This window comes from Homoserinimonas sp. OAct 916 (assembly GCF_003260275.1).
GTDB lineage: Bacteria > Actinomycetota > Actinomycetes > Actinomycetales > Microbacteriaceae > OACT-916.
Genome location: NZ_QJHB01000001.1, coordinates 134054 through 155896, shown reverse-complemented (window position 1 = coordinate 155896; position 21843 = coordinate 134054). Strand labels below are relative to the sequence as shown.

Annotated in this window: 17 protein-coding genes; 8 read left to right on the top strand and 9 right to left on the bottom strand. The window is 65.2% G+C overall.

Annotation, left to right across the window (positions count from 1 at the left end):
• The first annotated feature begins 144 nt into the window (after window positions 1-144).
• Together DL891_RS00680 and DL891_RS00675 are read left to right on the top strand one after the other, a co-directional pair.
• Window positions 145-738, top strand: coding sequence for a sigma-70 family RNA polymerase sigma factor (locus tag DL891_RS00680; RefSeq protein WP_111718476.1), 594 nt, complete (start codon window positions 145-147; stop codon window positions 736-738).
• The gene (locus tag DL891_RS00675; protein ID WP_111718474.1) at window positions 735-971 is read left to right on the top strand and encodes a zf-HC2 domain-containing protein; all 237 of its coding nucleotides are present in this window, start codon (window positions 735-737) and stop codon (window positions 969-971) included. The genes DL891_RS00680 and DL891_RS00675 overlap by 4 nt, the downstream gene beginning before the upstream one ends.
• Before the next feature lie 72 nt (window positions 972-1043).
• Here DL891_RS00675 and DL891_RS00670 read toward each other — a convergent pair whose 3' ends face one another.
• Genes DL891_RS00670 through DL891_RS00660 form a run of 3 tightly spaced genes read right to left on the bottom strand, consistent with a single transcriptional unit; the run spans window position 1044 to window position 4372 of the window.
• Window positions 1044-1922, bottom strand: coding sequence for an anti-sigma factor (locus DL891_RS00670; RefSeq protein WP_232818932.1), 879 nt, complete (start codon window positions 1920-1922; stop codon window positions 1044-1046).
• Window positions 1919-2503 carry an ECF RNA polymerase sigma factor SigK gene (gene sigK / locus DL891_RS00665; RefSeq protein WP_111718473.1) on the bottom strand — a complete coding sequence of 195 codons (585 nt, stop codon included), beginning with the start codon at window positions 2501-2503 and terminating at the stop codon, window positions 1919-1921. Before sigK ends, DL891_RS00670 begins: the two co-directional genes overlap by 4 nt.
• Before the next feature lie 39 nt (window positions 2504-2542).
• Window positions 2543-4372 (bottom strand): cytochrome c biogenesis protein CcdA, encoded by a 1830-nt coding sequence (locus DL891_RS00660; protein ID WP_232818931.1) that lies wholly within the window; start codon window positions 4370-4372, stop codon window positions 2543-2545.
• Between the two features lie 168 nt (window positions 4373-4540).
• On the opposite strand from DL891_RS00660, the gene DL891_RS00655 reads away from it, so the two are divergent.
• Complete coding sequence (locus DL891_RS00655; RefSeq protein ID WP_111718471.1) at window positions 4541-5212, top strand: fasciclin domain-containing protein; 672 nt, start codon at window positions 4541-4543, stop codon at window positions 5210-5212.
• Between the two features lie 130 nt (window positions 5213-5342).
• Here the strand turns inward: DL891_RS00655 and DL891_RS00650 are convergent, their stop codons facing one another.
• Complete coding sequence (locus DL891_RS00650) at window positions 5343-9290, bottom strand: multifunctional oxoglutarate decarboxylase/oxoglutarate dehydrogenase thiamine pyrophosphate-binding subunit/dihydrolipoyllysine-residue succinyltransferase subunit (protein WP_111718469.1); 3948 nt, start codon at window positions 9288-9290, stop codon at window positions 5343-5345.
• A 143-nt stretch (window positions 9291-9433) separates the two neighbouring features.
• On the opposite strand from DL891_RS00650, the gene DL891_RS00645 reads away from it, so the two are divergent.
• The 5 genes from DL891_RS00645 (at window position 9434) to DL891_RS00625 (ending at window position 15738) form a co-directional block, all read left to right on the top strand.
• On the top strand, window positions 9434-10873 hold the full coding sequence (locus DL891_RS00645; protein WP_111718467.1) for a GuaB1 family IMP dehydrogenase-related protein: 1440 nt from the start codon (window positions 9434-9436) through the stop codon (window positions 10871-10873).
• A gap of 206 nt (window positions 10874-11079) precedes the next feature.
• On the top strand, window positions 11080-12399 hold the full coding sequence (locus tag DL891_RS00640; RefSeq protein WP_111718465.1) for a hemolysin family protein: 1320 nt from the start codon (window positions 11080-11082) through the stop codon (window positions 12397-12399).
• A complete protein-coding gene (locus tag DL891_RS00635; protein WP_111718463.1) occupies window positions 12396-13427 on the top strand; it encodes a hemolysin family protein in 1032 nt (343 codons plus the stop codon). The genes DL891_RS00640 and DL891_RS00635 overlap by 4 nt, the downstream gene beginning before the upstream one ends.
• A gap of 35 nt (window positions 13428-13462) precedes the next feature.
• Window positions 13463-14365, top strand: a complete 903-nt coding sequence (locus DL891_RS00630) for an ADP/ATP-dependent (S)-NAD(P)H-hydrate dehydratase (RefSeq protein WP_111718461.1) — start codon at window positions 13463-13465, stop codon at window positions 14363-14365.
• A gap of 80 nt (window positions 14366-14445) precedes the next feature.
• Entirely contained in the window at window positions 14446-15738 is a 1293-nt protein-coding gene (locus DL891_RS00625; RefSeq protein WP_111718459.1) for a glycosyltransferase 87 family protein, read from the top strand.
• A gap of 88 nt (window positions 15739-15826) precedes the next feature.
• Here the strand turns inward: DL891_RS00625 and DL891_RS00620 are convergent, their stop codons facing one another.
• The 5 genes from DL891_RS00620 to DL891_RS00600 all read right to left on the bottom strand — a co-directional run bounded on the left by DL891_RS00620 (window position 15827) and on the right by DL891_RS00600 (window position 21776).
• Complete coding sequence (locus DL891_RS00620) at window positions 15827-16483, bottom strand: response regulator transcription factor (RefSeq protein ID WP_111718457.1); 657 nt, start codon at window positions 16481-16483, stop codon at window positions 15827-15829.
• Between the two features lie 39 nt (window positions 16484-16522).
• Window positions 16523-17800: a hypothetical protein gene (locus DL891_RS00615; protein WP_111718456.1), complete on the bottom strand. Its 1278-nt coding sequence runs from the start codon at window positions 17798-17800 to the stop codon at window positions 16523-16525.
• Window positions 17797-18957, bottom strand: a complete 1161-nt coding sequence (locus DL891_RS00610) for a sensor histidine kinase (RefSeq protein WP_111718454.1) — start codon at window positions 18955-18957, stop codon at window positions 17797-17799. Before DL891_RS00610 ends, DL891_RS00615 begins: the two co-directional genes overlap by 4 nt.
• A 123-nt stretch (window positions 18958-19080) precedes the next feature.
• Window positions 19081-20286, bottom strand: a complete 1206-nt coding sequence (locus tag DL891_RS00605) for a homoserine O-acetyltransferase (RefSeq protein ID WP_111718452.1) — start codon at window positions 20284-20286, stop codon at window positions 19081-19083.
• A gap of 179 nt (window positions 20287-20465) precedes the next feature.
• Window positions 20466-21776: a bifunctional o-acetylhomoserine/o-acetylserine sulfhydrylase gene (locus DL891_RS00600; protein WP_111718450.1), complete on the bottom strand. Its 1311-nt coding sequence runs from the start codon at window positions 21774-21776 to the stop codon at window positions 20466-20468.
• Window positions 21777-21843: the final 67 nt, after the last annotated feature.

Sequence of the window (21843 nt, the reverse complement as noted above, 5' to 3'; positions counted from 1 at the left end):
AGAGTATCGGCGTTTGCTGAATGACGCGAAGATACGCGGAGGGATTCATCAGTGACAGTAGGCAGTGCGCTTCTCGAGGCACCGGCGCCAGAGGGTGCGCTGTCGTGGAACCCGCGCCCGGTGTACAGCGTAGAATCTCCTGTGATGACTACCGAGAAGCCGGACAACAGGGCGCTGTTCGAAGAGCAGGCGATGCCGTTCATCGACCAGTTGTACGGCGCAGCCCTGCGGATGACGCGTAACCCCGCCGACGCACAGGACTTGGTGCAGGAGACCTTCGTGAAGGCGTTCTCCGCCTTCGACTCGTTCCAGCAGGGCACGAACCTCAAGGCCTGGCTGTATCGGATCCTCACCAACACGTTCATCAACAGTTACCGCAAGAAGCAGCGCGAACCGTTCCAGGGCACCATCGACGAACTCGAGGACTGGCAGATGGGCGGCGCCACCAGCCGCACCGCCACGGCAAGCCGTTCGGCCGAGGCCGAGGCCATCGACCACCTTCCCGATTCGACAGTCAAGGACGCACTGCAGTCGATCCCCGAAGACTTCAGGCTTGCCGTGTACTTCGCCGATGTGGAGGGTTTCTCCTACCAGGAGATTGCCGAGATCATGAAGACCCCGGTGGGCACCGTGATGAGCCGCCTGCACCGCGGCAGGCGGATGTTGCGTGAATTGCTGGGGGAGTATGCCCAGGAGCGCGGAATCGGCTCTGTACCCGCGAACGGGAGCGCATCGTGACGGACTGTGAAAAGGCTCGTTCCGAGCTCGAGGAGTATCTGCACAACGAGTTGTGTGCTGAAGACGTTGCCGACATCAGGGACCACATGGCTCATTGTGATGACTGTGAGAGTGAGCACCACGTGGGCGTCGTGATGATGGAGGCCGTGCAGCGGGCCTGCAAGGAGACCGCGCCGGAAGACCTGCGTGCGCAGGTGCTCGCCAAGCTGCGAGCCATCCAGTCCACCCACTGACCAGCTCAAATACTGACCAGCTCAGGCACTGACCAGCTCAGGCACTGACGCTCCACCGCGCCGACGACCGGGTCAGCTGGCGATGGCCACCAGCGGAGTCGTGGTCGGTTGCGAGGATCCACCCGCGGGTTCGACGGTGATTCCGACCGTGTCGCCGGCCTGCATGGTGCCGTCGAGCACCCGCCAGGTGACCGTGCCGGAGGAATCCATCGTTCCTGCCGGATGGGCGGCATCGCCCCGCATGTACCACAGTTCGTAGGTCTTGTCGGGGGGCAGGGCGCCCAAACCGTCGACGAGGATGGCCGACTTGCCGAGCTCCAGCGACCAGACGAGCGTCGCGGTTCCGCCGTCGGTGACGGCGGCGCTCGCTCGCTGCGCATCCGACGCCGAGGTGATCTGGGCGAGGGCGCTGGCCTGCTGCACTTCGGGTGCCGGCGTGCTGCCGAGTGACTGCCCGACGAGCGCGCCGCCGAAGAAAAGAGCGGCGGCGGCGGCGGCCGCAGTCAGTACGGCGACCGGACGGGTGAACCAGCGGGTGCGCGCCTTCGTTTGTGCGGCGCTTCGGTGACCGGTGGTCCCGCCAGGGTCCACGACGTTCTCGTCGACAGCTGCGTGCGGCGCCGCGGGCCGGTCGGCGAGAACCGGGATCGTCGTCACGGATGCTGCGGGGGCGGCGTGCGAGGAGTTGTCGGCCGGAGCCTCCTGGGGGGTCGTCTGGATCAAGGCCATCAGGTTGGCCTTCAGCTCCGGACGAGGTTCCACCGGTGCCGCGTCCAGCCCGAGTGCCACGGCAGTCTGTTCATGGGCAGCGGCGTCGATGCGGGCGTCGGGCGAACCGGCCAGGAACGCCTCGTAGGCGGCGATCTCTTCCAGGGTGAGCGTTCCGAGCGCGTAGCCGGCCGCCAGCAGCGAAGGGTGCGGGGCGTCGATGGGGTCATTCCGGTCGTTCACGACGTCACCCCCAGGTCGTCTCTGAGCCGGATCATTCCGTCACGAAGTCGTGTCTTCACGGTGCCGATCGGGGCTTCGATCTCTGCCGCGATCTCGCTGTGGGTCAGCCCGCCGTAGTAGGCAAGGCTCACGGCCTGGCGCTGCGCCTCGCTGAGTCTGGCCATTGCGGCTTTCACCCTTTCGTGTTCGATGACTACTTCAACATTCTCTGCCACCTCGTCATAACCGGGCTCCAGGTCGCGGATGCCTACCCGCGTGTCCCGGTTGCGGCTGGCCTGCGCCGACCGTATCCGGTCGATCGCACGCCTGTGGGCCATGGTCATGATCCACGTGGCCCCTCTTCCCTTATTCGGATCAAAGCGGCCAGCGGATTGCCACACTTCGAGGAATACCTCTTGGGTGACCTCTTCGGCCTGTGCGTGGTCGAGCAGCAGTCGGCGTACGAGACCGAGCACCCGGGGCGCGAAACGATCGTACAGTTCGCCGAACGCGTCCTGGTCCCCACCGCTGACCTGCCCGAGCAATTGGGCTTCGGCGCCCGCGGCGGACTCGTCTGGCCGCTCCGGTCGCACATCTGGCATCTGCCAAGCATGACAGATACCAGACGTGCTTTCCCCCATTCATCCGAAGGTGAATGAATAGGCCTGGATGCCGGGGCCGACAGCCAGCTCGACGGTTCCCGACTGTGCGTCGTCCGTCTGCAGCAGGCGGTAGGAGCGCGGGGTGCCCTCGACATTTACCGTCATTCGCGTGCCCCCGTTGACCGTGTAGTGCAGAGTGCCGGTGCCGCCGAGAACCACCCGCACCTCATTCCCGGTGTAGTTCAGCCTGATCCCGGCCGATTTGCCCTCCGGTTCGATGTACTGGGACTGCAGCGCGTATCGGCCGGAGAGGGCGTAGGAATTCGCGGCAAGCGTAGCCGGATAGGCGAACTCGGTCGTCTTCGTCGAATACTTTTCGGTGCCGCCGAAGTTGACGGACTTGGTGGTGCCGAGGTAGGTCTCCGGTGTGGTGGTGCCGGCGGTGGGCGTCGTGTCGGCCACCTCGGTGGCGGCTGGCAGGGAGACATTCGGATTCGCATCCAGCAGCAACTCGCGGATCATCGACTCGGTCGCGGCGTAGTTGCCTTCGCCGAACTGGATGTTGCGCACCGTGCCGCTGGCATCGATCAGGTAGTGCGCCGGCCAATACCGGTTGCGGTAATTGGTCCAGGTCGAGAGATTGTTGTCGATGGCGACCGGGTAGGTGATCCCAAGTGCCTGGGCGCCAGAGACGACGTTCGGAACTACTTTTTCGAAGGAGTACTCGGGGGAGTGCACGCCGATGACCTCGAGCCCCGCGGCTTTGTATGCCGTGTCCCACGCGACGATGTGGGGTACCGAACGCTGGCAGTTGATGCAACTGTATGCCCAGAAGTCGACCAGAACGACCTTGCCCTTCAACTTTTCGAGGCTGAGTGCTGCGTCTTTGGGTGTGTTGAACCACGACTGGATGCCCGTGAGGGCAGGGGCGGTGCCGCATTCGGCGAGGGCGGTCGCGTCGTTCGAGCACTTCGACAGGTCTTTGTTCTGGTCGTTCACGAGGCCGCCCAGATCGAGCGCCTGGGATGCGGCTTCCGACGTCGTGAACTGGTTCTGCAGATTGCTGGTGTAGTCGGGCACCAGGCGTTGCAGCAGCTGGGGCAGGTTGAAGACCAGCCCGAGGGCGAGGGCGATCATCAGGATGCCGCCGGTCGTGCGGATGCCCACCTGATGCTTTCGAAAGGCCTTCACCCGGCCCGCCACGCCGCGACCGGCGAGGGCGAAGATCAGCAGCGGGATCGCGGCGCCGATGGCGAACGTGGCCGTCAGAACAATGGTTCCGACGCCGATCCGCCCGGTCGAGCCGGCAACGGTGATGGCGGCGAGGACGGGCCCGGCGCAGGGCACGTAGACAAGCCCGAGCGCGAGGCCGAGCACGAACCCGCCGCGGTCGGTGCCGACGCTCTTCTGCGGGATCCAGGAGAACGGCTTCGCCAGGATCTCCTCGAACTTCGGCACGATCAGACCGACACCGATCAGCAGCAGCACCGCTATTCCGGCGTACCGGAGTACATCCTGCGGGAGATTCAACAGAGTCAGGAGGAAGGAGCCCGCCAGGGTGAAGACGCTGAAGCTGGCGACCAGGCCTCCGATGACCAGGTACGGTCGCCACCGTGAAGTCGGGGCGTCAGAACCGTTCGCTCCCTGCACCCCACCGGAGAAGAAGATGACGGGGAGCACGGGCAGGATGCAGGGAGAGATTCCGGTGATCAGTCCACCGAGGAATCCGATCAGGGCGAGGGTCAGGTACACGGGGGCCTCCTGGGCGTGGGTGTGCAGGGCACGAATGTGCAGGGCATGAACGGGCAGCGCGTGAACGTGCGGGGAATGAACGTGCAGATCGTGGGTGTACTGAGGCATTCGGAACATCAGCCGTTCCGGATTGGTCGCGGCGTCTCCTAATCCGGTTTGCGAGCACAACAAAGTATTTGGGGAAAATTCCAATCCGTCGGGGCGACGACTTACGAATGCCCTTGTGACGGCCGCACATCGGTGGGCCGGCTGGTCTTCGGGCCAGACAATCGAAGGAGTAGATTCATGCGAGTTCTGAAGCGCACACCGTTCGTCGTCCTCAGCATCGCCGCCGCGGCGGCATTCGGCCTGTCCGGCTGTGCCCAGGCAGCCACCCCCGCCCCCGCCCCCGCAGCCCCCGAGACCTCGGCACCCGCCCCGGCCCCTTCTGCGGGCATGGGCATGTCAGACCCCGCGGCCGACCTGGTTGGCCCCGGTTGCGCCGCGTACGCGGCCCAGGTCCCGAACGGCCCGGGATCCGTCGTTGGAATGTCGACCGATCCGGTCGCCGTCGCGGCATCGAACAACCCCTTGCTCACCACCCTGACCGCCGCGGTCTCCGGCAAGCTGAACCCCGACGTCAACCTGGTCGACACGCTGAACGGCAGTGAGTTCACTGTGTTCGCGCCAGTCGACGAAGCGTTCGGCAAGCTCGACGCGGCGACCCTCGACAGCCTGAAGACCAAGGAAGGGGCGGCCACGTTGACGAAGATCCTGACCTATCACGTGGTGCCCGGCCAGCTCGCTCCTGATGCCATCGACGGAACCCATGCGACCGTGGAGGGTGCGAAAGTAACCGTCACCGGCAGTGGCAACGACATGAAGGTCGACGGCGCCAATGTCATCTGTGGTGGCGTGCACACGGCGAACGCGACCGTCTACCTGATCGACAGTGTGTTGATGCCTCCGGCCAACTGACCTGCATCGACGCGCGAACGAGTGCCCGTTTCGTCCTGTGCAGCCTCTCTGAGGGGCTGACCGGCAGGGAACGGGCACTCGTGTGTGCGCACCACTGGGGTTCAGGACCGCCGGCGGCGGTCGTCTGTCGCTAGAGGGTCAGGGCCTGCTCCAGGAGGACGGCCTGTTCCTTCGCGTGACGCTTCGCCGAACCGGCAGCCGGGGAGGCCGCCGCAGCCCTGCTGATCACGCTGAGAGGACGCCCACCGAGGTGCTGGGGCAGCTCGAGGCTGAGGAACGGCCACGCACCCTGGTTCTCGGGCTCCTCCTGCAACCAGACGATCTGCGCGTTCGGATAGCTGGCGGTCACCCGTCGGATCGCCTCTTCCGGTGTTGGGTAGAACTGCTCCAGTCGCACCACGGCGATCTTCTCGTTCTCGTTCTTTGCCAATTCGTTTGCCAGGTCGTAATAGACCTTGCCCGCCACCAGCAGGACTCGTTCGACGCCGGCACGGTCTATCCGGCGCGGATCATCGATCACCGGTTCGAATTTGCCTGTGGTGAATGCCTCGACCGAGCTGGTCGCCCCGCGGAGGCGAAGCATCGCCTTAGGGGTGAACACGACCAGCGGTTTGCGTGGACGCGAGTAGGCCTGGCGACGCAGCAGGTGGAAATAGGATGCCGGGGTGGACGGCCGGGCCACCGTCATGTTGTTCTCGGCACAGATCTGCAAGAAGCGTTCGATCCGCCCCGAGGAGTGGTCCGGTCCCTGTCCCTCGTAGCCGTGCGGCAGCAACAGCACCAACGAAGACCGTTGGCCCCACTTCTGCTCAGCAGAGGCCACGAACTCGTCGATGATGGTCTGTGCGCCGTTGGCGAAGTCACCGAACTGGGCCTCCCACAGCACCAGCGCATCTGCACGCTCGACCGAATAGCCGTATTCGAAGGCCATCGTCGCGTATTCGCTGAGCAGTGCGTCGTAGATCCAGAATCGCGCCTGGCTGTCAGAGAGGTTGCCCAGCGGCAGCCACTCCTGCCCGTTCTGCCGGTCGTGCAGTACCGCGTGGCGTTGAACGAAGGTGCCCCGTCGGGAGTCCTGGCCCGACATGCGCACGGGCGTTCCCTCCACCAGCAGGGAGCCAAGCGCGAGCAGTTCGCCGAACGCCCAGTCGATGTTGCCCGAGCGGCTCATCTCCAGGCGTTTGGTGAGCAGTTGTTGCACCTTCGGATGCACGGTGAAACCGTCTGGCGGGTTGTTGAATGCCTCGCCGATCAGCTGTACCACGGATTCCGAGACCCCGGTGGTGGCGGGCTCGCCCTCGACCGGGTCTTCGAGGTAACCGCCCTGATTGTCCAGGTCGGAGTGGTGCCCCGTGCCGTGGCCGGTGACGATCGGAATCGACTGCGACTGCGCTTCGTGCGTCTCGGCGAAGGCACGCTCCAGGCGGTCCTTGAAGTCGCGCTGGGCCTCTTCGAACTCTTCTTGCGTGATGTCACCGCGGCCGACCAGCGCTTCGGAGTACAGCGTTCGTACGCTGCGCTTGGCCTCGATCAGGTTGTACATGAGCGGTTGGGTCATCGACGGATCGTCGCCCTCGTTGTGGCCGCGGCGGCGGTAGGAGATGACGTCGATGACGACATCCTTCTTGAACTCCTGGCGGAATTCCAAAGCCAGTCGGCCGACGCGCACGACCGCTTCGGGGTCGTCTCCGTTGACGTGGAAGATTGGTGCCTGGATGACCTTGGCCACGTCGGTGGAGTACACCGATGAGCGGCCCTCCTGTGGTGGAGTGGTGAAACCGACCTGGTTGTTGACCACGACGTGGATGGTGCCGCCCACACGGAATCCGCGCAATTGCGACATCTGCAGCACCTCGACGACAACGCCCTGGCCGGCCATCGCGGCGTCGCCGTGGATGAGGATGGGCAGGGTGGAGAAACTGCCGATCGGCTGGCGGTCCTGCCGGGCACGCACGATGCCGTGCAGCACCCCGTCCACGGCTTCCAGATGTGACGGGTTCGCGGCCAGGTACACCGGTAGTTGCTCGCCGCCGGTGCCCTTGAAGGTTCCCTGGGTGCCGAGGTGGTATTTCACATCGCCCGAGCCCTGAACGGTGCGCGGATCCTGGGTGCCCTCGAATTCACGGAAGATCTGGCCGTAGGTCTTGCCGGCGATGTTGGTGAGCACGTTCAGCCGCCCGCGGTGGGCCATGCCGATTGCCGCGCCTTCCAACTTGTGTTCGACCGCGCCCTGCAGGATCTCGTCCAGCAACGCGATAGTCGACTCGCCACCCTCGAGGCTGAACCTTTTCTGGCCGACATACTTCGTCTGCAGGAAGGTCTCGAATGCCTCGGCCTCGTTGAGCTTTGACAGGATGCGCATCTGTTCGTGGCGGTCAGGTTTGGCGTAGGGGCGTTCGACTTTCTGCTGGATCCACAGGCGTTGCGCCGGGTCCTGGATGTGCATGTATTCGATGCCGGTCGTGCGGCAGTACGAGTCGCGCAGCACGCCGAGGATGTCGCGCAGCAGCGCCTGCCGCTTGCCGGCCAGTCCTCCCGTGACGAACTCGCGGTCGAGGTCCCAGAACGTGAGGCCGTGACTTGCGATATCGAGGTCGGCGTGGCCGCGCTGACGGTATTCCAGTGGGTCGATGTCTGCCATCAGGTGACCGCGTACTCGGAACGAGTTGATCAATTCCTGTACCCGAGCGGTCTTGTTGACCGCGTCGGACAGGTCGACGCTGATGTCGGGCGCCCAGCGGATGGGCTCGTACGGAATGCGCAGGGCGGCGAAGATCTCTTCGTAGAAGCCGCGTTTGCCGATCAGCAGCTCGTGCACGATCTTGAGGAACTCACCGCTGCCTGCCCCTTGGATGACGCGATGGTCGTAGGTGCTGGTGAGGGTCACCGTCTTGCCGATGGCCATCTCGTGCAGCATGTGCTCGCTCATGCCCTGGAACTCGGCCGGGTAGTCGAGGGCACCGGCCCCGATGATGCAGCCCTGACCCTTCATCAGGCGGGGAACCGAATGCTCGGTACCGATGCCGCCGGGGTTGGTGAGGGAAACGGTGGTGCCGGTGAAGTCGTCGGCGGTCAGCTTGTTGGTGCGCGCTTTGACGACGATCTCTTCATAGGCGGCCAAGAACTCGCCGAAGCCCATGGTGTCGGCGCGTTTGATGCCGGGCACGAGGAGTGCGCGGGTGCCGTCAGGTTTAGGAATGTCGATGGCGAGACCCAGCGTCACATGGGCCGGGGAGACGACGGATGCACGGCCGTCGATCTCGGCGAAATAAACGTTCTGGCTGGGGAAGTCCTTCAGCGCCTTCACCAGTGCCCAGCCGATCAAGTGGGTGAACGACACCTTGCCGCCGCGGGTTCGCTTCAGGTGATTGTTGATCACGATCCGGTTGTCGATCATCAACTTGGCAGGGATGGTTCGCACGCTGGTGGCGGTCGGCACCGTCAGGCTCGCGGACATGTTCGTGGCGAGGGTCTTGGCCATTCCTCGCAATGGGGTGGTGACGTCGACCGGGCCCTCGGGGGATGCCTGAGTCGCCGCCTGTGCGAGCTTGGGCGCCTCGGCCGGGATCGGCTGTGACTTGGCCTCGATTGACGTCGTACGGGCCTGCGGCTTGGAACCGATCACCGGGATCGGCGCTGTCACGGGGGAGCCCTGGGGTGCGGCCGCCGGGGCCTCAGCAAGGGGGGCCTCAGCAGTCGGGGCCTCAGCCGCCGGAGCCTCGACCGCGGGGGCCTCGGCCGCTGGAGCCGGGGGCGCCGGTGTTTCGACGGTCTCTGTCGACGTCGATGTCGGCTGGACTGCAGCCACCGCTTGCTGCGCGGAGGATTGCGGAACGGCGGGCTCGTGAACGGCGGTCTGCGCACCGCCAGTCTCTGCGGACCCGGTCTCGGTGGGGGATGTGTCTACGTGAGGTGTCTCGACGGAGGGTTGGTACTTCTCGAGAATCGGCCACCAGGAACTGTCGACCGAGTTCTTATCGACGAGGTATTGCTCGTACATCTCGTCTACGAGCCATTCATTGGCCCCGAACTCGCTCGAGGCCCCCTCGGTCCCCAATCCGGTGCTCTGGTTCGACACAGCCGATCGCCCACTTTCACGTCAAAAAGTCGTTGTTGGTGCGGGCACCCGAAGAAACGGCACGCCCGCTTTCGTGCGCCTCCAAGCTTAACGCCTATTTCGGTCTTACTGCGCCCGGCGGCCCACCGCGGTACCGTTGGGACATGCGCTTCTATGAGACGGTGCCGCGGCACGACCTGACCTACTCCGACGTCTTCCTGGTTCCCAGCCACTCGGCAGTGCCGAGCCGACTCCAGGTCTCACTCGCTCCGGGTGACGGGACGGGCGCCACGATTCCGATCATCGCCGCCAACATGAACTCGGTGACCGGACCCCGTCTGGCGGCGACGCTGGCGAGACGGGGTGGCATGGCAGTGTTGCCGCAGGACATGCCGTTGCAGAAGTTGGCGGCGGCGATCGAGTGGGTGAAGAGCCAGTCAGCGCTCTATGACACGCCGTACTTCTTCGCTCCGCAGGACACCGTGGCCGATGTGCGCGGCAAGCTGCCGCTGCTGGCGGGCCACGGAATCATCGTCAGGGACAGCGCGGGAGAGTATGTGGGCGGGATCGAGGCCCGACGGCTGGCGGCCGCACCCGCAGAAGCGAAGCTCGGCGACCTCGTGCAAACGGCCCTGGCCTCGATCACCGCAGACGAGATCTCCGGGCCCCGCGAGGCCTTCGACGCCATGGTGGCCGCCGATCTGGCCTTCGCGCCGGTGATGAAACACGGCCGGGTGATCGGAACGCTGTCGCAGAAGAGCGCATTGCGGTCGACCATCTATGACCCCGCGCTCGACAAGCAGGGGCGCTTGATCGTGGCCTCGGCTCTGGGGATCAACGGAGACGTTGCCGGGAAGGCGAAGGCGTTGGCTGCGGCCGGCGTCGATGTTCTCGTGATCGACACCGCGCACGGCCACCAGGAGACGATGCTGCGCGCGATTCGGACGGTTACCCAGCTGGGGCTGGGTTTGCCGATCGCCGCCGGCAATGTTGTCACCGCGGCCGCCGTCCGCGATCTCGTCGACGCCGGCGCAACCATCATCAAGGTCGGTGTCGGCCCGGGGGCGATGTGTACAACTCGGATGATGACCGCTGTTGGCCGGCCGCAGTTCTCAGCCGTTCTGGAGACCGCCGAGGTGGCCAGGGAACTCGGCGCCCACGTCTGGGCAGACGGTGGAGTGCGTTATCCGCGTGACGTGGCGCTTGCCCTTGCCGCCGGGGCCGCTTCTGTGATGGTCGGCTCGTGGTTCGCCGGCACCATCGAAGCCCCGGGCGACCTGAACGCCGACGAAGACGGGAAACTCTACAAAGAGAGCTGGGGGATGGCGTCGACCAAGGCGGTCCGTGAACGGTTCGACCGAGTAGACGCCTATGAGCTGGCCCGTAAGACGCTGTTTGCAGAGGGAATCTCCAGCAGCCGGATCTACCTGGACCCCCAACGTCCGTCGGTGGAGGACCTGCTGGACATGATCACCTCCGGCGTTCGGAGCTCGTTCACGTACGCCGGCGCGGCCGACCTTGCCGAATTCCAGGAACGCGCTCTCGTCGGTATTCAATCCGCCGCCGGGTACGAGGAGGGCAAGGCGCTGCCGGTCAGCTGGTGACCTGACCGTCCCAGGTTCGGCTGCAGGATATACTGGCGACGTAATGGACGACCCCCCTTCTTCGCCCTGCCCGTCAGCGCTCCGCTCCGCAAGGCCCCGCCTCGTGGCGGTCTGCCCATCACGATCACGCTGGGGAATGCCCGGACTGTGCACCTCGGCGGCTTGCGCGCTCGCCATCGGCGGTGATCGTGGGCGCTGAGTGGCTCATGCTGGCGGTTGGCCTGTTGCTGACCGTCGGAACCGGTCTGTTCGTCGCATCCGAGTTCGCACTCGTCAACCTTGACCGTGCCGACCTGGAGGCGCGTCGAGACCGGGGTGAGACCCGCCTCAGGATCACGATCGCCGCGCTGAAGACGACCTCGCTGCACCTCTCCAGCGCACAATTGGGAATCACCCTGACCACGCTGTTGACGGGGTTCACGATGGAGCCGGCGATCAGCAGTCTGCTGCGCGGTCCGCTGACGGCTCTCGGGCTGCCTGAGGCCCTTGTGGTTGCGGTCGGCACCACGGTCGGAATCGGGACCGCCACGCTGTTATCGATGATCATCGGCGAACTGGTTCCGAAGAACTTCGCCCTCGCCCTGCCCCGGCAGACGGCGAAACTGGTGCTGCCATTCCAGGTCGCCTTCACCGCGGTGTTCCGCCCGACCGTGTTCGTGTTGAACGAAAGCGCGAACGGCGTGCTCCGGATGGTCGGGATCGAGCCGAAGGAAGAGCTCTCCGGTGCCCGGTCGGCTGAAGAGCTCTCGTCGCTTGTGCGTCGCTCCGCGAGCCAGGGTGCGCTGGAGGCCGACACGGCCACACTGTTGTACCGCACCCTCGTCTTCAGCGAGCACACCGCTGCCGACGTCATGTCTCCGCGCACCGGCATCGCGAGCGTCTCACGCACCGACACCGCGCAAGACGTGATCGAGCTGACGCGCTCCACCGGCTTCTCCCGCTTCCCGGTGATCGACGACGGCCTCGATGACGTGATGGGAATCGTGCACGTGAAGAAGGCGATCGCCGTCCCGCGTGAGAAACGGGCCCATGTGCCGGTTTCCGCCCTGCAGTCCGACCCTTTGCGCGTGCCCGAGACCATGAGGCTCGACGTGCTGCTGGCGGAATTGCGAGGCCGCGGTTTTCAGATGGCGATCGTGGTCGACGAGTACGGCGGCACCGCCGGCATTGCGACGCTGGAGGATCTGGTCGAAGAGCTGATCGGCGAGGTGGCCGACGAGCACGACGTGATCCGTTCGGATGTCGAACGCGGTGACGACACACTCTTCTTCTCGGGGATGCTGCGTCCGGATGAGCTGGTGGAACGAACCGGGATCGGGGTTCCCGCCGGCGAGGACTATGAGACGGTGGCCGGATTCGTGATGCAGGAATTGGGCAGGTTGCCTGTTCCCGGCGATGAGGTCTGGATAAACGCCGGATGCCTCCGGGTCGACCGGCTCGACGGCCGGCGGATCGACCGGATCGAGTTCATCGCCGGGGACCGCCCGGGCACGTCGACCGAGCCGGATGGCGGTGAGGCGAGGTGAGCGATTGGTGGGGGTTGTTCTGGCTCGGCATCCTGCTGGTCGTGAACGCGTTCTTTGTGGCTGCCGAGTTCGCCGTCATCTCGGCGCGTCGTTCCCAGATCGAACCGGCCGCTGCCGCGGGCAAGCGCAGCGCGAAGACCGCCATCTACGCGATGGAGCATGCCACCCTGATGTTGGCGACCACGCAACTGGGGATCACCGTGTGTTCGCTGATCATCCTCAACGTGTCGGAGCCCGCGATTCATCATCTGCTGGAGGCACCACTTGCACTGACGGGGTGGAGCCCTGACGTGATCGGCACGGCGGCATTCATCCTGACGCTGGTCATCGTGTCGTTCCTGCACGTGGTCTTCGGGGAGATGGTGCCGAAGAACATCTCATTCTCGATACCGGATCGCGCTGCCCTGGTGCTCGCACCGCCGCTGGTGTTCATCGCGAAGATCTTCAAACCGATCATCGTCGCCCTGAACGGGATTGCGAACGGCGTCCTGCGGTTGTTCGGGGTGGAGCCCCGCAGCGAGGCGAACAGTGCGTTCACGCTTGAGGAAGTGGCCACCATCGTCGACCAGTCCACCCGCTCCGGACTGCTCACCGACAACTTCGGTGCGTTGACTGCCGCGTTCGAGTTCACCGGGAAGACAGTGCGCGACATCGCCATCGGATTCGACGAACTGATCACGCTTCCGCTTCAGGCGAGCCCCTCCGATGTTGAACGCGCCGTGGCCAGGCATGGCTTCTCCCGGTACATCCTGGTCGACGACGAGGGCCGGCCGGTCGGCTACCTGCACGTGAAAGACATCATCGACCTCGACGAGGTGGACGAACCTGTGCCGGAAGCCAGGCGGCGGCCAGTTTTCACCCTGACCGCAGACCTGGATCTGGAAGATGTGCTGGCCACCATGAGGCGGATGGGCTCCCACCTGGCGACGGTCGCCGATGACACCGGCCGGATCAGCGGCATCGTGTTTCTTGAGGACATCATTGAAGAACTCGTCGGCGAGGTGCAGGACGCCACCCGGCGAAAGTAGCCGCATTCGCCTCTTGAGCGCCTATCGTGAGACGTATGCATGACACGAGCGCGGGCGCCTCAATCGCCACACCGCCGGTGGCGTGGAACAGTGAGCGGGCGCGTGCGTGGATCGCTGTGCCTGACGCCGACGACGACAAGTACTCTCGTGGTGTTCTCGGGGTGGTCACCGGCTCTGCCGAGTATCCGGGGGCCGCGGTGTTGGGCGTGGAGGCGGCGATACGAACCGGTGTGGGCATGGTTCGCTACCTCGGCGACCCCCCGGCCACCCGCCAGGTGTTGGCCAGGCGCCCCGAGGCGGTGCCGGGTGACGGCCGGGTGGAGGCGTGGCTCGTGGGTTCCGGTATGGACGCCGACACCCGTGGTGCCGAGGCGACGGATCGAGTGCGCCGGGCCCTTGCCACCGGGGCACCGGTCGTGCTCGACGCCGGTGCGCTGGATATGGTGCGGCAGGCGACCGGTCCGACGCTCATCCTCCCGCACGCTCGGGAACTCGCCCGCCTGCTGAATCGGCTGGGCTCCGCCGCGCCGGGCGCAGCGGGTGACGGGGAAGTCGTCAGCGCCGCGCAGGTCAGCGCCGATCCCGTGGGCTGGGCGCACCGTGCTGTGCGGGCGACCGGGGCCGTCGTGCTGTTGAAGGGCAGCCGCACCGTGGTGGCGTCGATGGCCGATGGTGTGGCCCGCACGATCATCCTGCCGCCAGGAACCTCCTGGCTGGCAACAGCGGGCACCGGCGACGTTCTCGGTGGGATCATCGGGGCGCTGGTTGCCACGCACTCCGACATCATCGGGTCAGAACCGGCTGCACTGGCCGAGATCGCGGCGACGGGAGCATTGATCCACGGCCTTGCAGCAGCGTTTGCCTCCGGCGGCGGCCCGATTGCGGCCCTGGATATCGCTGAGGCGGTTCCAGGGCGGATTGCAGCGCTGCTGGCCTGAACCACCTGAGTCGTTTGAGTCGTCAGGGCCGTTTGAGTGGCGGCGGGTGTCCCCGGACCGGGCATCCGTATCATTGAGGCATGGCCCCAGATTCGGCCCGCGCGGATCGGCGGCCCCCTTCAGCGTCGGACGCCGCGCGCCGAAGCGGCATTGATTCGCATTCACCGACGCTCCTGCTCTGGCTCGCCTTCGCTGCCGTTCATCTGTTTCTGCTCGGCTTCGCGCTGTTCGGATATGGGCTTCCGATGGGGGATGTGACCCTGGTCTATTCGCCGTGGGCCGAGCAGGCCCTGGGCGGTGGCCCGATCATCGGAATCGACGAACCGTGGGTGTACCCGATTCTCGCGCTCGTACCGATCCTCATACCCGCCTTCTTCGGCTTCGTGTTCTACGACCCGAGCTGGCTCGGCATGATCGTGCTTCTGAACGCGTGTGCCTTCGCCACCCTGGTCGGCCACGACCCGGAACGACACGGCCGACGGGCCGCGTGGTGGTGGCTTCTGTTCCTCGCCCTTCTCGGGCCGATCGCGGTGTCGCGCATCGACTCGGTCACCGTACCCGTCGTCATCGTTGCACTGCTCTGGCTGGGCACCCGGCCGCGCGTGGCCTGGGTGCTGCTCACATGCGCCACCTGGGTGAAGGTGTGGCCGGCCGCGGTGATCGCGGCGTTGATGGTGGCGCTGACCAAGCGCTGGCAGGTGCTGCTCACCGCACTGGTGACCAGCGCGGTGATCGTCACCGTGCCGCTCATCCTCGGTGCCGGCTGGAACCTGTTCAGCTTTGTGGGCAAACAGGGGGCCAGGGGGTTACAGGTCGAGGCCCCGATCAGCGCCTGGTGGTTGTGGAGTGCCGTGTTCGGGCAGCCCGGCAGCCGGGTCTACTACGACGAGGTGCTGCTCACCTGGCAGGTCGTGGGCCGGGGCGCGGTGGTCGCGGAAATGATCATGACCTGGTCGATGGCGGTCGCGGTCGTCGCCGTGCTCTGGGCCGGGGCTTTCGCGATGCGGCGGGGTGTGGGATCCGTCGCGCTTCTGCCGCCTCTGGTGCTGGCATTGGTGGCCTGCCTCATTGCCTTCAACAAGGTGGGCTCCCCCCAGTTCGTCGCCTGGTTGGCGGCCCCGGTGATCTTCGGCCTGGTCACCTCCGGCCGGCGTTTTCGAACCCCAGCAATTCTGGTCGCCGTGATCGCAGCCCTGACCCAACTGGTCTACCCGTATCTTTACGGGTACCTTTTGTCTCTGTTCCCTCCGATGGTGGCTGCTCTTTCGGTGCGCAACCTGCTCTACTTCGTCGTCGCAGGCTGGGCTGTGGCCCAGATCATCGCGCTCATCCGTGCGGCGCCACAACCGCTTCAGGCGGTGCCGACGCGATAGTGCGAGGGCCCTCCGCCAGTGGCCCACGGTTCGCGGGATGCCGTCTCTCTCGGTTGGCACGCCTTCGTGCTCGTGTGACGCGCTGCGTCTATTCGCCGTGGTGCAGGATGCCGTCTTGCAACGCCCGCTTGCGCAGCGCAACCTTGGTTCCCACGTCGATGCCGGCGATGCGGTACTTCTCCCGGATCCGCTTCAGGTAACTCTTGGCCGTTTCTTCCGAGATCGACAGCTGGTACGCCACCGATTTGACCGGCTCGCCGCCGCCGTAGAGCGCCATCACGCGGCGTTCCTGTGCGCTCAGGCGCGGTGCACCTCCCACGTCGCCCTCGCTGAGGGCCAGGTCGAGCTCGCTGGAGATGAAGGATTCACCCTTGCTGGCTGCCCGGATCGCCTCGGCGATCATCCCGGCCTCCTCGCTCTTCACCAGATAGCCGAGGGCTCCGGCGGCGAGGGCCTCGCGCACCACCCCGGGATCCGAGTACGTGCTCATCAGCACGGTTCGCACTCCCGTGGCCTTCAACGCGGACAGCTTGAGGGATACGGGGATCCCGTCCTTGAGGTCGAGGTCGAGAAGCACCACATCGACCGGGAACTCGGGGTGGATCAGGAGAGCGGGCCAGGTGGACACGGCGGCGACCACCTGAATGTCATCCGCGACGTTGCGGATCCATTCGGTGAGGGCGCCGAGGATCATCTTGTGATCGTCGACAAGGGCCAAACGGATCTTCTTTTGTGCGGTGGGCACGGGTCGCGCCTTTCTCTTCGTTGATCTGGGACGACTGGGTCAGTCGTTGGGTCTGTCGATCACGCATTCGATCTCAATTCGAATACTCTCACTGGTCGTGGTCTCCCGGTACCCGCCAACCCTACGGATACCTTCCCACGTTGCGGGGTCAATCCGCCGCCGGGGCACACCCATTACGAGAATCTCGATCAAAATCTTCGACTGGTTCCGTGGCAGATCAACGGTGTCCCGTTTAAGCGGTGTGAGCGCCAGTTTCAGGCTTTCCCCCGATCGCTTGGTGTCGCTCATCAGCAACCAGATGGCTGAGAGCAGGCCGTCACGTTGGTCGGGGTTCAACTGTGCGGAGAGATAGTGCGGGTCAGACAACGTGACCAGCGGCCCCAGGTACTCACTCTCGGTGATCACGTGGTAGAGCCAGGTCTCGCGTCGCCCCTCGATCAGGTGAAGTCGAAGTTCAGTCGCCAACGAGGCTGCGGTCGACGCGAAGTTGGGGGTCAGTGGAAGGTCGATCTCCCCGGAGGCGATCTCGTCGAGAAGACGTTCTGCGTTCAGGTCCAGTCGGGCGAGCTCATGGGAGGCGAGCATCCCGATCGCAAACTTCGGCGCCGACACCGAACTCTGCACCAGGGCACGGTCGAGCTCCATCTGCACCATGCGCCGGTAGGCGCTCACCAGGAGCACACCGAGTAATGGTGGCAGGATCGTCAGGCTGAGGATCGCAATGTGGAAGCCGATCATGAAGGGGTCGTCATCGCGAGACAGGATCAGTGTGGTCAGTACTGCCGCGCCGAGCACCCCCGTGGAGATCAAAATGTCGATGCTGGGACGCAGGGTGACAATCGCGACCAGTACGGCGCCGCAGGCGATCGCCGCAGACGGCACGATGCCGCGATCCGCCCGAGTGAGCACTCCGACGATGTCGATTGCGGCGGCGACGCCGATCAGGCAGAGGATGAATGCGAACATGCTGTTCGGCAGGCCGCGTCCGTACCGGCGATGGGTCAGGTAGATCACAACCATCAGGAACGTGACCACGCTCCAGGCGGCGATACCCCAGAGGTACAGCTCGCGATTCTGTTGCCCTTGCGCACTCCAGTCGAGCAGGCTCTGCAGCAATCCGTACGTGACGAGAATCATCGAGGCGGCCATCAGGCCGGTGCCGAGATGGCCGGTGCCCAGGCTCTCGGTGTCGACATTCGTGGATCGCAGCACACGAGAGGTGCGCTCGCGGCCGAACGTGCGTGAGCGTCGACCCTTCTTGTTGGCCCCGAGTACGACACCGAGGGTGTTCTCCTCGAAACTCTTCGGTGCGCTCACTTCGGCACTTCCAACACAACGGTGGTGCCAGAACCCGGAGTGGAGAACAGCCGGGCGTTGCCCCCGACGTCCTTCAATCGGGCCACCACCGACTCCTTGAAGCCGAGTTTCGCCTCACCGATGTCGTCGAGGTCGAAGCCGACACCGGCGTCGGTGACCATCGCCCTCACGGTGGTCTCGTCGTCGATGATGGTCACATGCGCGTCGGTCACCCCGGAATGCCTGCGCACATTCTCCAAACATTCGGCAAGGGCCAGCAGGAATGAATCGAGGATGTCACTGCGCAGCAGCATCTGGCCGGTACCGTGCCAACTCACTTCGAGCCCCATTCGGTGAAAACGTTGCTTCACCGATTCGAGGGTGGTGCCGAGAACGTCTTCATCGAGCGTTGCCACGGTTGCTCCGAGCATCTGCGGTGTCGGCGAACTCTCACCGGTGCGCAACTGACGCAGCAGGCGGGCATCGTCGGCGGCCTGCAGGCGCAGTGCCTCCGGCGCGACGCCCACACCCGCGTGCGCGAGCAGCGTCAAGGTGCCGAGCACGGTGTCGTGCAGCAGTCGGGCGCCCTGGCGTCGCTGCGCCTCGGTCTCGCTGGCCTGACGCTCCGCCCGGTGTGCCCGGCCGATGCTTGAGATGCGCCGCATCACCCGCGGAACGCTGGCACCCAACCACCAGCCGATGACCCCGGCCGTCAGCCACCCGACCGCGGCAAACAGAACCGTGCCGACGAGATATTGCGGCGGCATCGATGCGATCAGGACTGCGAGGGTAGCCGCCAGCAGAAGCACGTTGAGGAGAAACCTGCGCCCGTCGATGACGAGCACAATCCCCAGGCTGCCCAGTGAGCCACCGGCAAGCGCCGAGACGGCGGCGGCGACGGAAGTATTCATCTGCGGCCCTGCCGAAACGTTCAGGACGAGGATCACGGCGAGCCCGGTGAGCGAGATCGCCACCCCCCAGATCGGTTGGCCGGTCTCACCCATCCGGTACTGGCTGAAGGCGAGGGCAATGATGAGGGCGAAGACAACCACGTAGAGCTGCGCCTCGAGCACACCGGGAACCAGAAGGCAGCCGGAGGCGACGATTGTCGCAGCGAGACCGAAACTGCGCGCGCTACGCCGCAGCAGCCGGTCCCGTTCTTTGCGAATTCGCTTCATCCTGCTCCATTGCTCCATGAACTGCGCGGTGGACCCGAACGCCCACACACAAAATCGCTGACACACGTCTCAACGCGCAGACGCAAGGCCAAGCATATTTCCATCATGCGACAATTCTGGCGATCAGGCGGTCAGTAATCGCCGGATCTGCTCACTCACTGCCTCAATCTCGATCAGGAATCCGTCATGGCCGTAGACCGAATCGAGTTCCACAAGGTCGTCACCGTCGATATTACCGGGCACACCGGCGGCGATCCGGTGCTGGCCGTCTATGGGGAAGAGTCGGTCACTGCGGATTCCGACCACCAGGGTCGGGCTGGTCACCAGGGAGAGCCCGGCCTCGACGCCGCCGCGATCTCGCCCGATGTCGTGCGTATTCATGGCCTCGACCAGGGTGATATAGCTGTTGGCATCGAAGCGCCTCGTGAACTTGTTGCCGTGAAAATCCAGGTAGCTCTCCACCGCAAATCGGCCGCCGGCTCCGAGCGGGCTGATCGGGCTCTGCCAACTGGTGCTGAACCGGTCGTTCAACTCCGCGGCCGAGCGGTAGTTCAGCAGCGCCATCCGCCGGGCGAGGGCGAGCCCGCGGTGCGGGCCGTCACCGGGACGGGCATCGTAGTATTCACCCGACCGGAACAGTGGGTCGGTGCGGATGGCCTCGATCTGCACCGAATTGCCGGCGATCTGGTCTGCGGTCGAGACGGGCGGTGCTGCGATCACGGCCAGACGCTCGACCCGGTCGGGGTGCCCTGCTCCCCACTCCAGGGCGTGCATACCGCCCATTGAGCCGCCGATCACCGCTGCCCAGCGTCGAATTCCGATCGTGTCGGAGAAAGCCGCCTGCGCAGTGACCTGGTCGCGGATGGTGAGGAAGGGAAACCGTGTCGCCCACTCGACTCCGTCCGGTGCCAACGATGACGGGCCGGTGCTGCCCTGACAGCCGCCCAGGATGTTCGGCGCAACCACATACCAGAGGTCGGTGTCGATGGCGAGGCCTGGCCCGACCACGCCGTTCCACCAGCCGGGGGTTGGTTGTCCGGGCCCTGACTCACCCTGCACGTGGGCGTCGCCGGTGAGCGCGTGCAGAATGAGGATGGCGTTGTCTCCGGCGTCGTTGAGTCGCCCCCAGCTCTCGTAGGCGATACGTACCCCGGCCAGTTGGGTGCCGTTTTCGAATTCCAGCGTGCCGACAGGCACGATCGTACGCTCGCCGAGTTCATCACCGTCGCGCCAGGCGCCGGTGGCCGGAGGTTTGCCCACGACAGACCGGATCTGGGCATCGGTGATGAAGTTTGACGGAACCGTGTCCGCCGAAGTCTGCCAGTCCATGTCTGCCTATTCTGCCCTGTACTTCCGCTGCCCTGTACTTCAGATACCCGGCACGTCTGCCGCACTGCCGTTCTGGGACACTGTGCGTCGGGTGGCCTGTACCTCGGCCATCCAGCGACGCGGACGCCCGGCCGGCCGGCCCCGAGGGGCTGACCGACCGGGCGTTTGGCGTGGACCGCTCAGGCGATGGCGCGGGCCGCCTCCAGGCCGGTGGTGATGTCGGCGAGGATGTCGTCGATGTTCTCCAGCCCGATGCTGAGGCGCACGAGTCCCGGGGTGACGCCGGAGCTCAACTGCTGCTCGGCGGTCAGCTGCGAGTGCGTCGTCGATGCCGGGTGGATGACCAGACTGCGCACGTCGCCGATGTTGGCCACGTGGCTGAACAGCTCGAGGGCTTCGACAAAGGCGACGCCGGCTTCGACGCCACCGTCGAGTTCGAAGGTGAGGACGGCGCTGGTTCCCTTCGGGGCGTACTTCTTGCCCGTCTCGTGCCACGGGCTGGATTCCAAGCCCGCATACGCGACACTCGCGACTCCGGACTGGGTCTCCAGCCACTTCGCCACCTTCAACGCGTTCTCGGTGTGGCGCTCCACCCGAAGGCTGAGCGTCTCGATTCCCTGCAGCAGTTGCCAGGCGCTGGCCGGGGCGATCGCGGGGCCGATATCACGCAGCAGTTGCACGCGCGCCTTGATCACGTAGGCAATGCCGTCGCCGAGCACCGTCGTGTAGCTGGCGCCGTGGTAGGAGGGGTCGGGCTCGGTCAGGCCCGGAAACTTCTCGACATTCTTCGACCACTCGAACTTTCCGCCGTCAACGATCACGCCGCCCATGACCGAACCGTGGCCGCCGAGAAACTTGGTGGCGGAGTGCACGATGATGTCGGCGCCGTGTTCGAACGGGCGGATCAGGTACGGGGTGGCGATGGTGTTGTCGACGATCAGCGGAATGCCGTTCTCGTGGGCGACACCGGCGACGAGTTCGATATCGAGAATGTTGATGCGCGGGTTGCCGATCGTCTCGGCAAACAGCAGTTTGGTGTTCGGGCGGATGGCGGCGGCCCACGCCTCGGCGTCATCCTGGTCTTCGACGAAGGTGGTCTCGATGCCGAGCTTGCGCAGGGTGTACTCGAACAGGTTGTAGGTGCCCCCGTACAACGACGAGGAGGCCACGACGTGGTCGCCGGATTCGGCGATGTTCAGCACGGCGAGCGTGGTCGCCGACTGGCCGCTGGCCAGCAGGAGCGCGGCGGTGCCGCCTTCCAGTGCTGCGATGCGCTGCTCGACGACATCCTGGGTGGGGTTCTGGATGCGGGTATAGATGTTGCCGAACTCCGCGAGGGCGAACAGGTTCTTGGCATGTTCCGTGTTGTTGAACGTGTATGCCGTGGTCTGGTAGATCGGAGTGATCCGGGCGTTGGTCACCGGGTCTGGCGCCGCACCCGCGTGGATCTGCTGGGTCTCGAACTTCCAATCGACCGTGTTCTCGCTCATGTGTTTCTCCTCGGGCTGTGTGCCGAGACCCGAGGTGGGACTCGTTCTGCACTCGCGGGGAATCTCC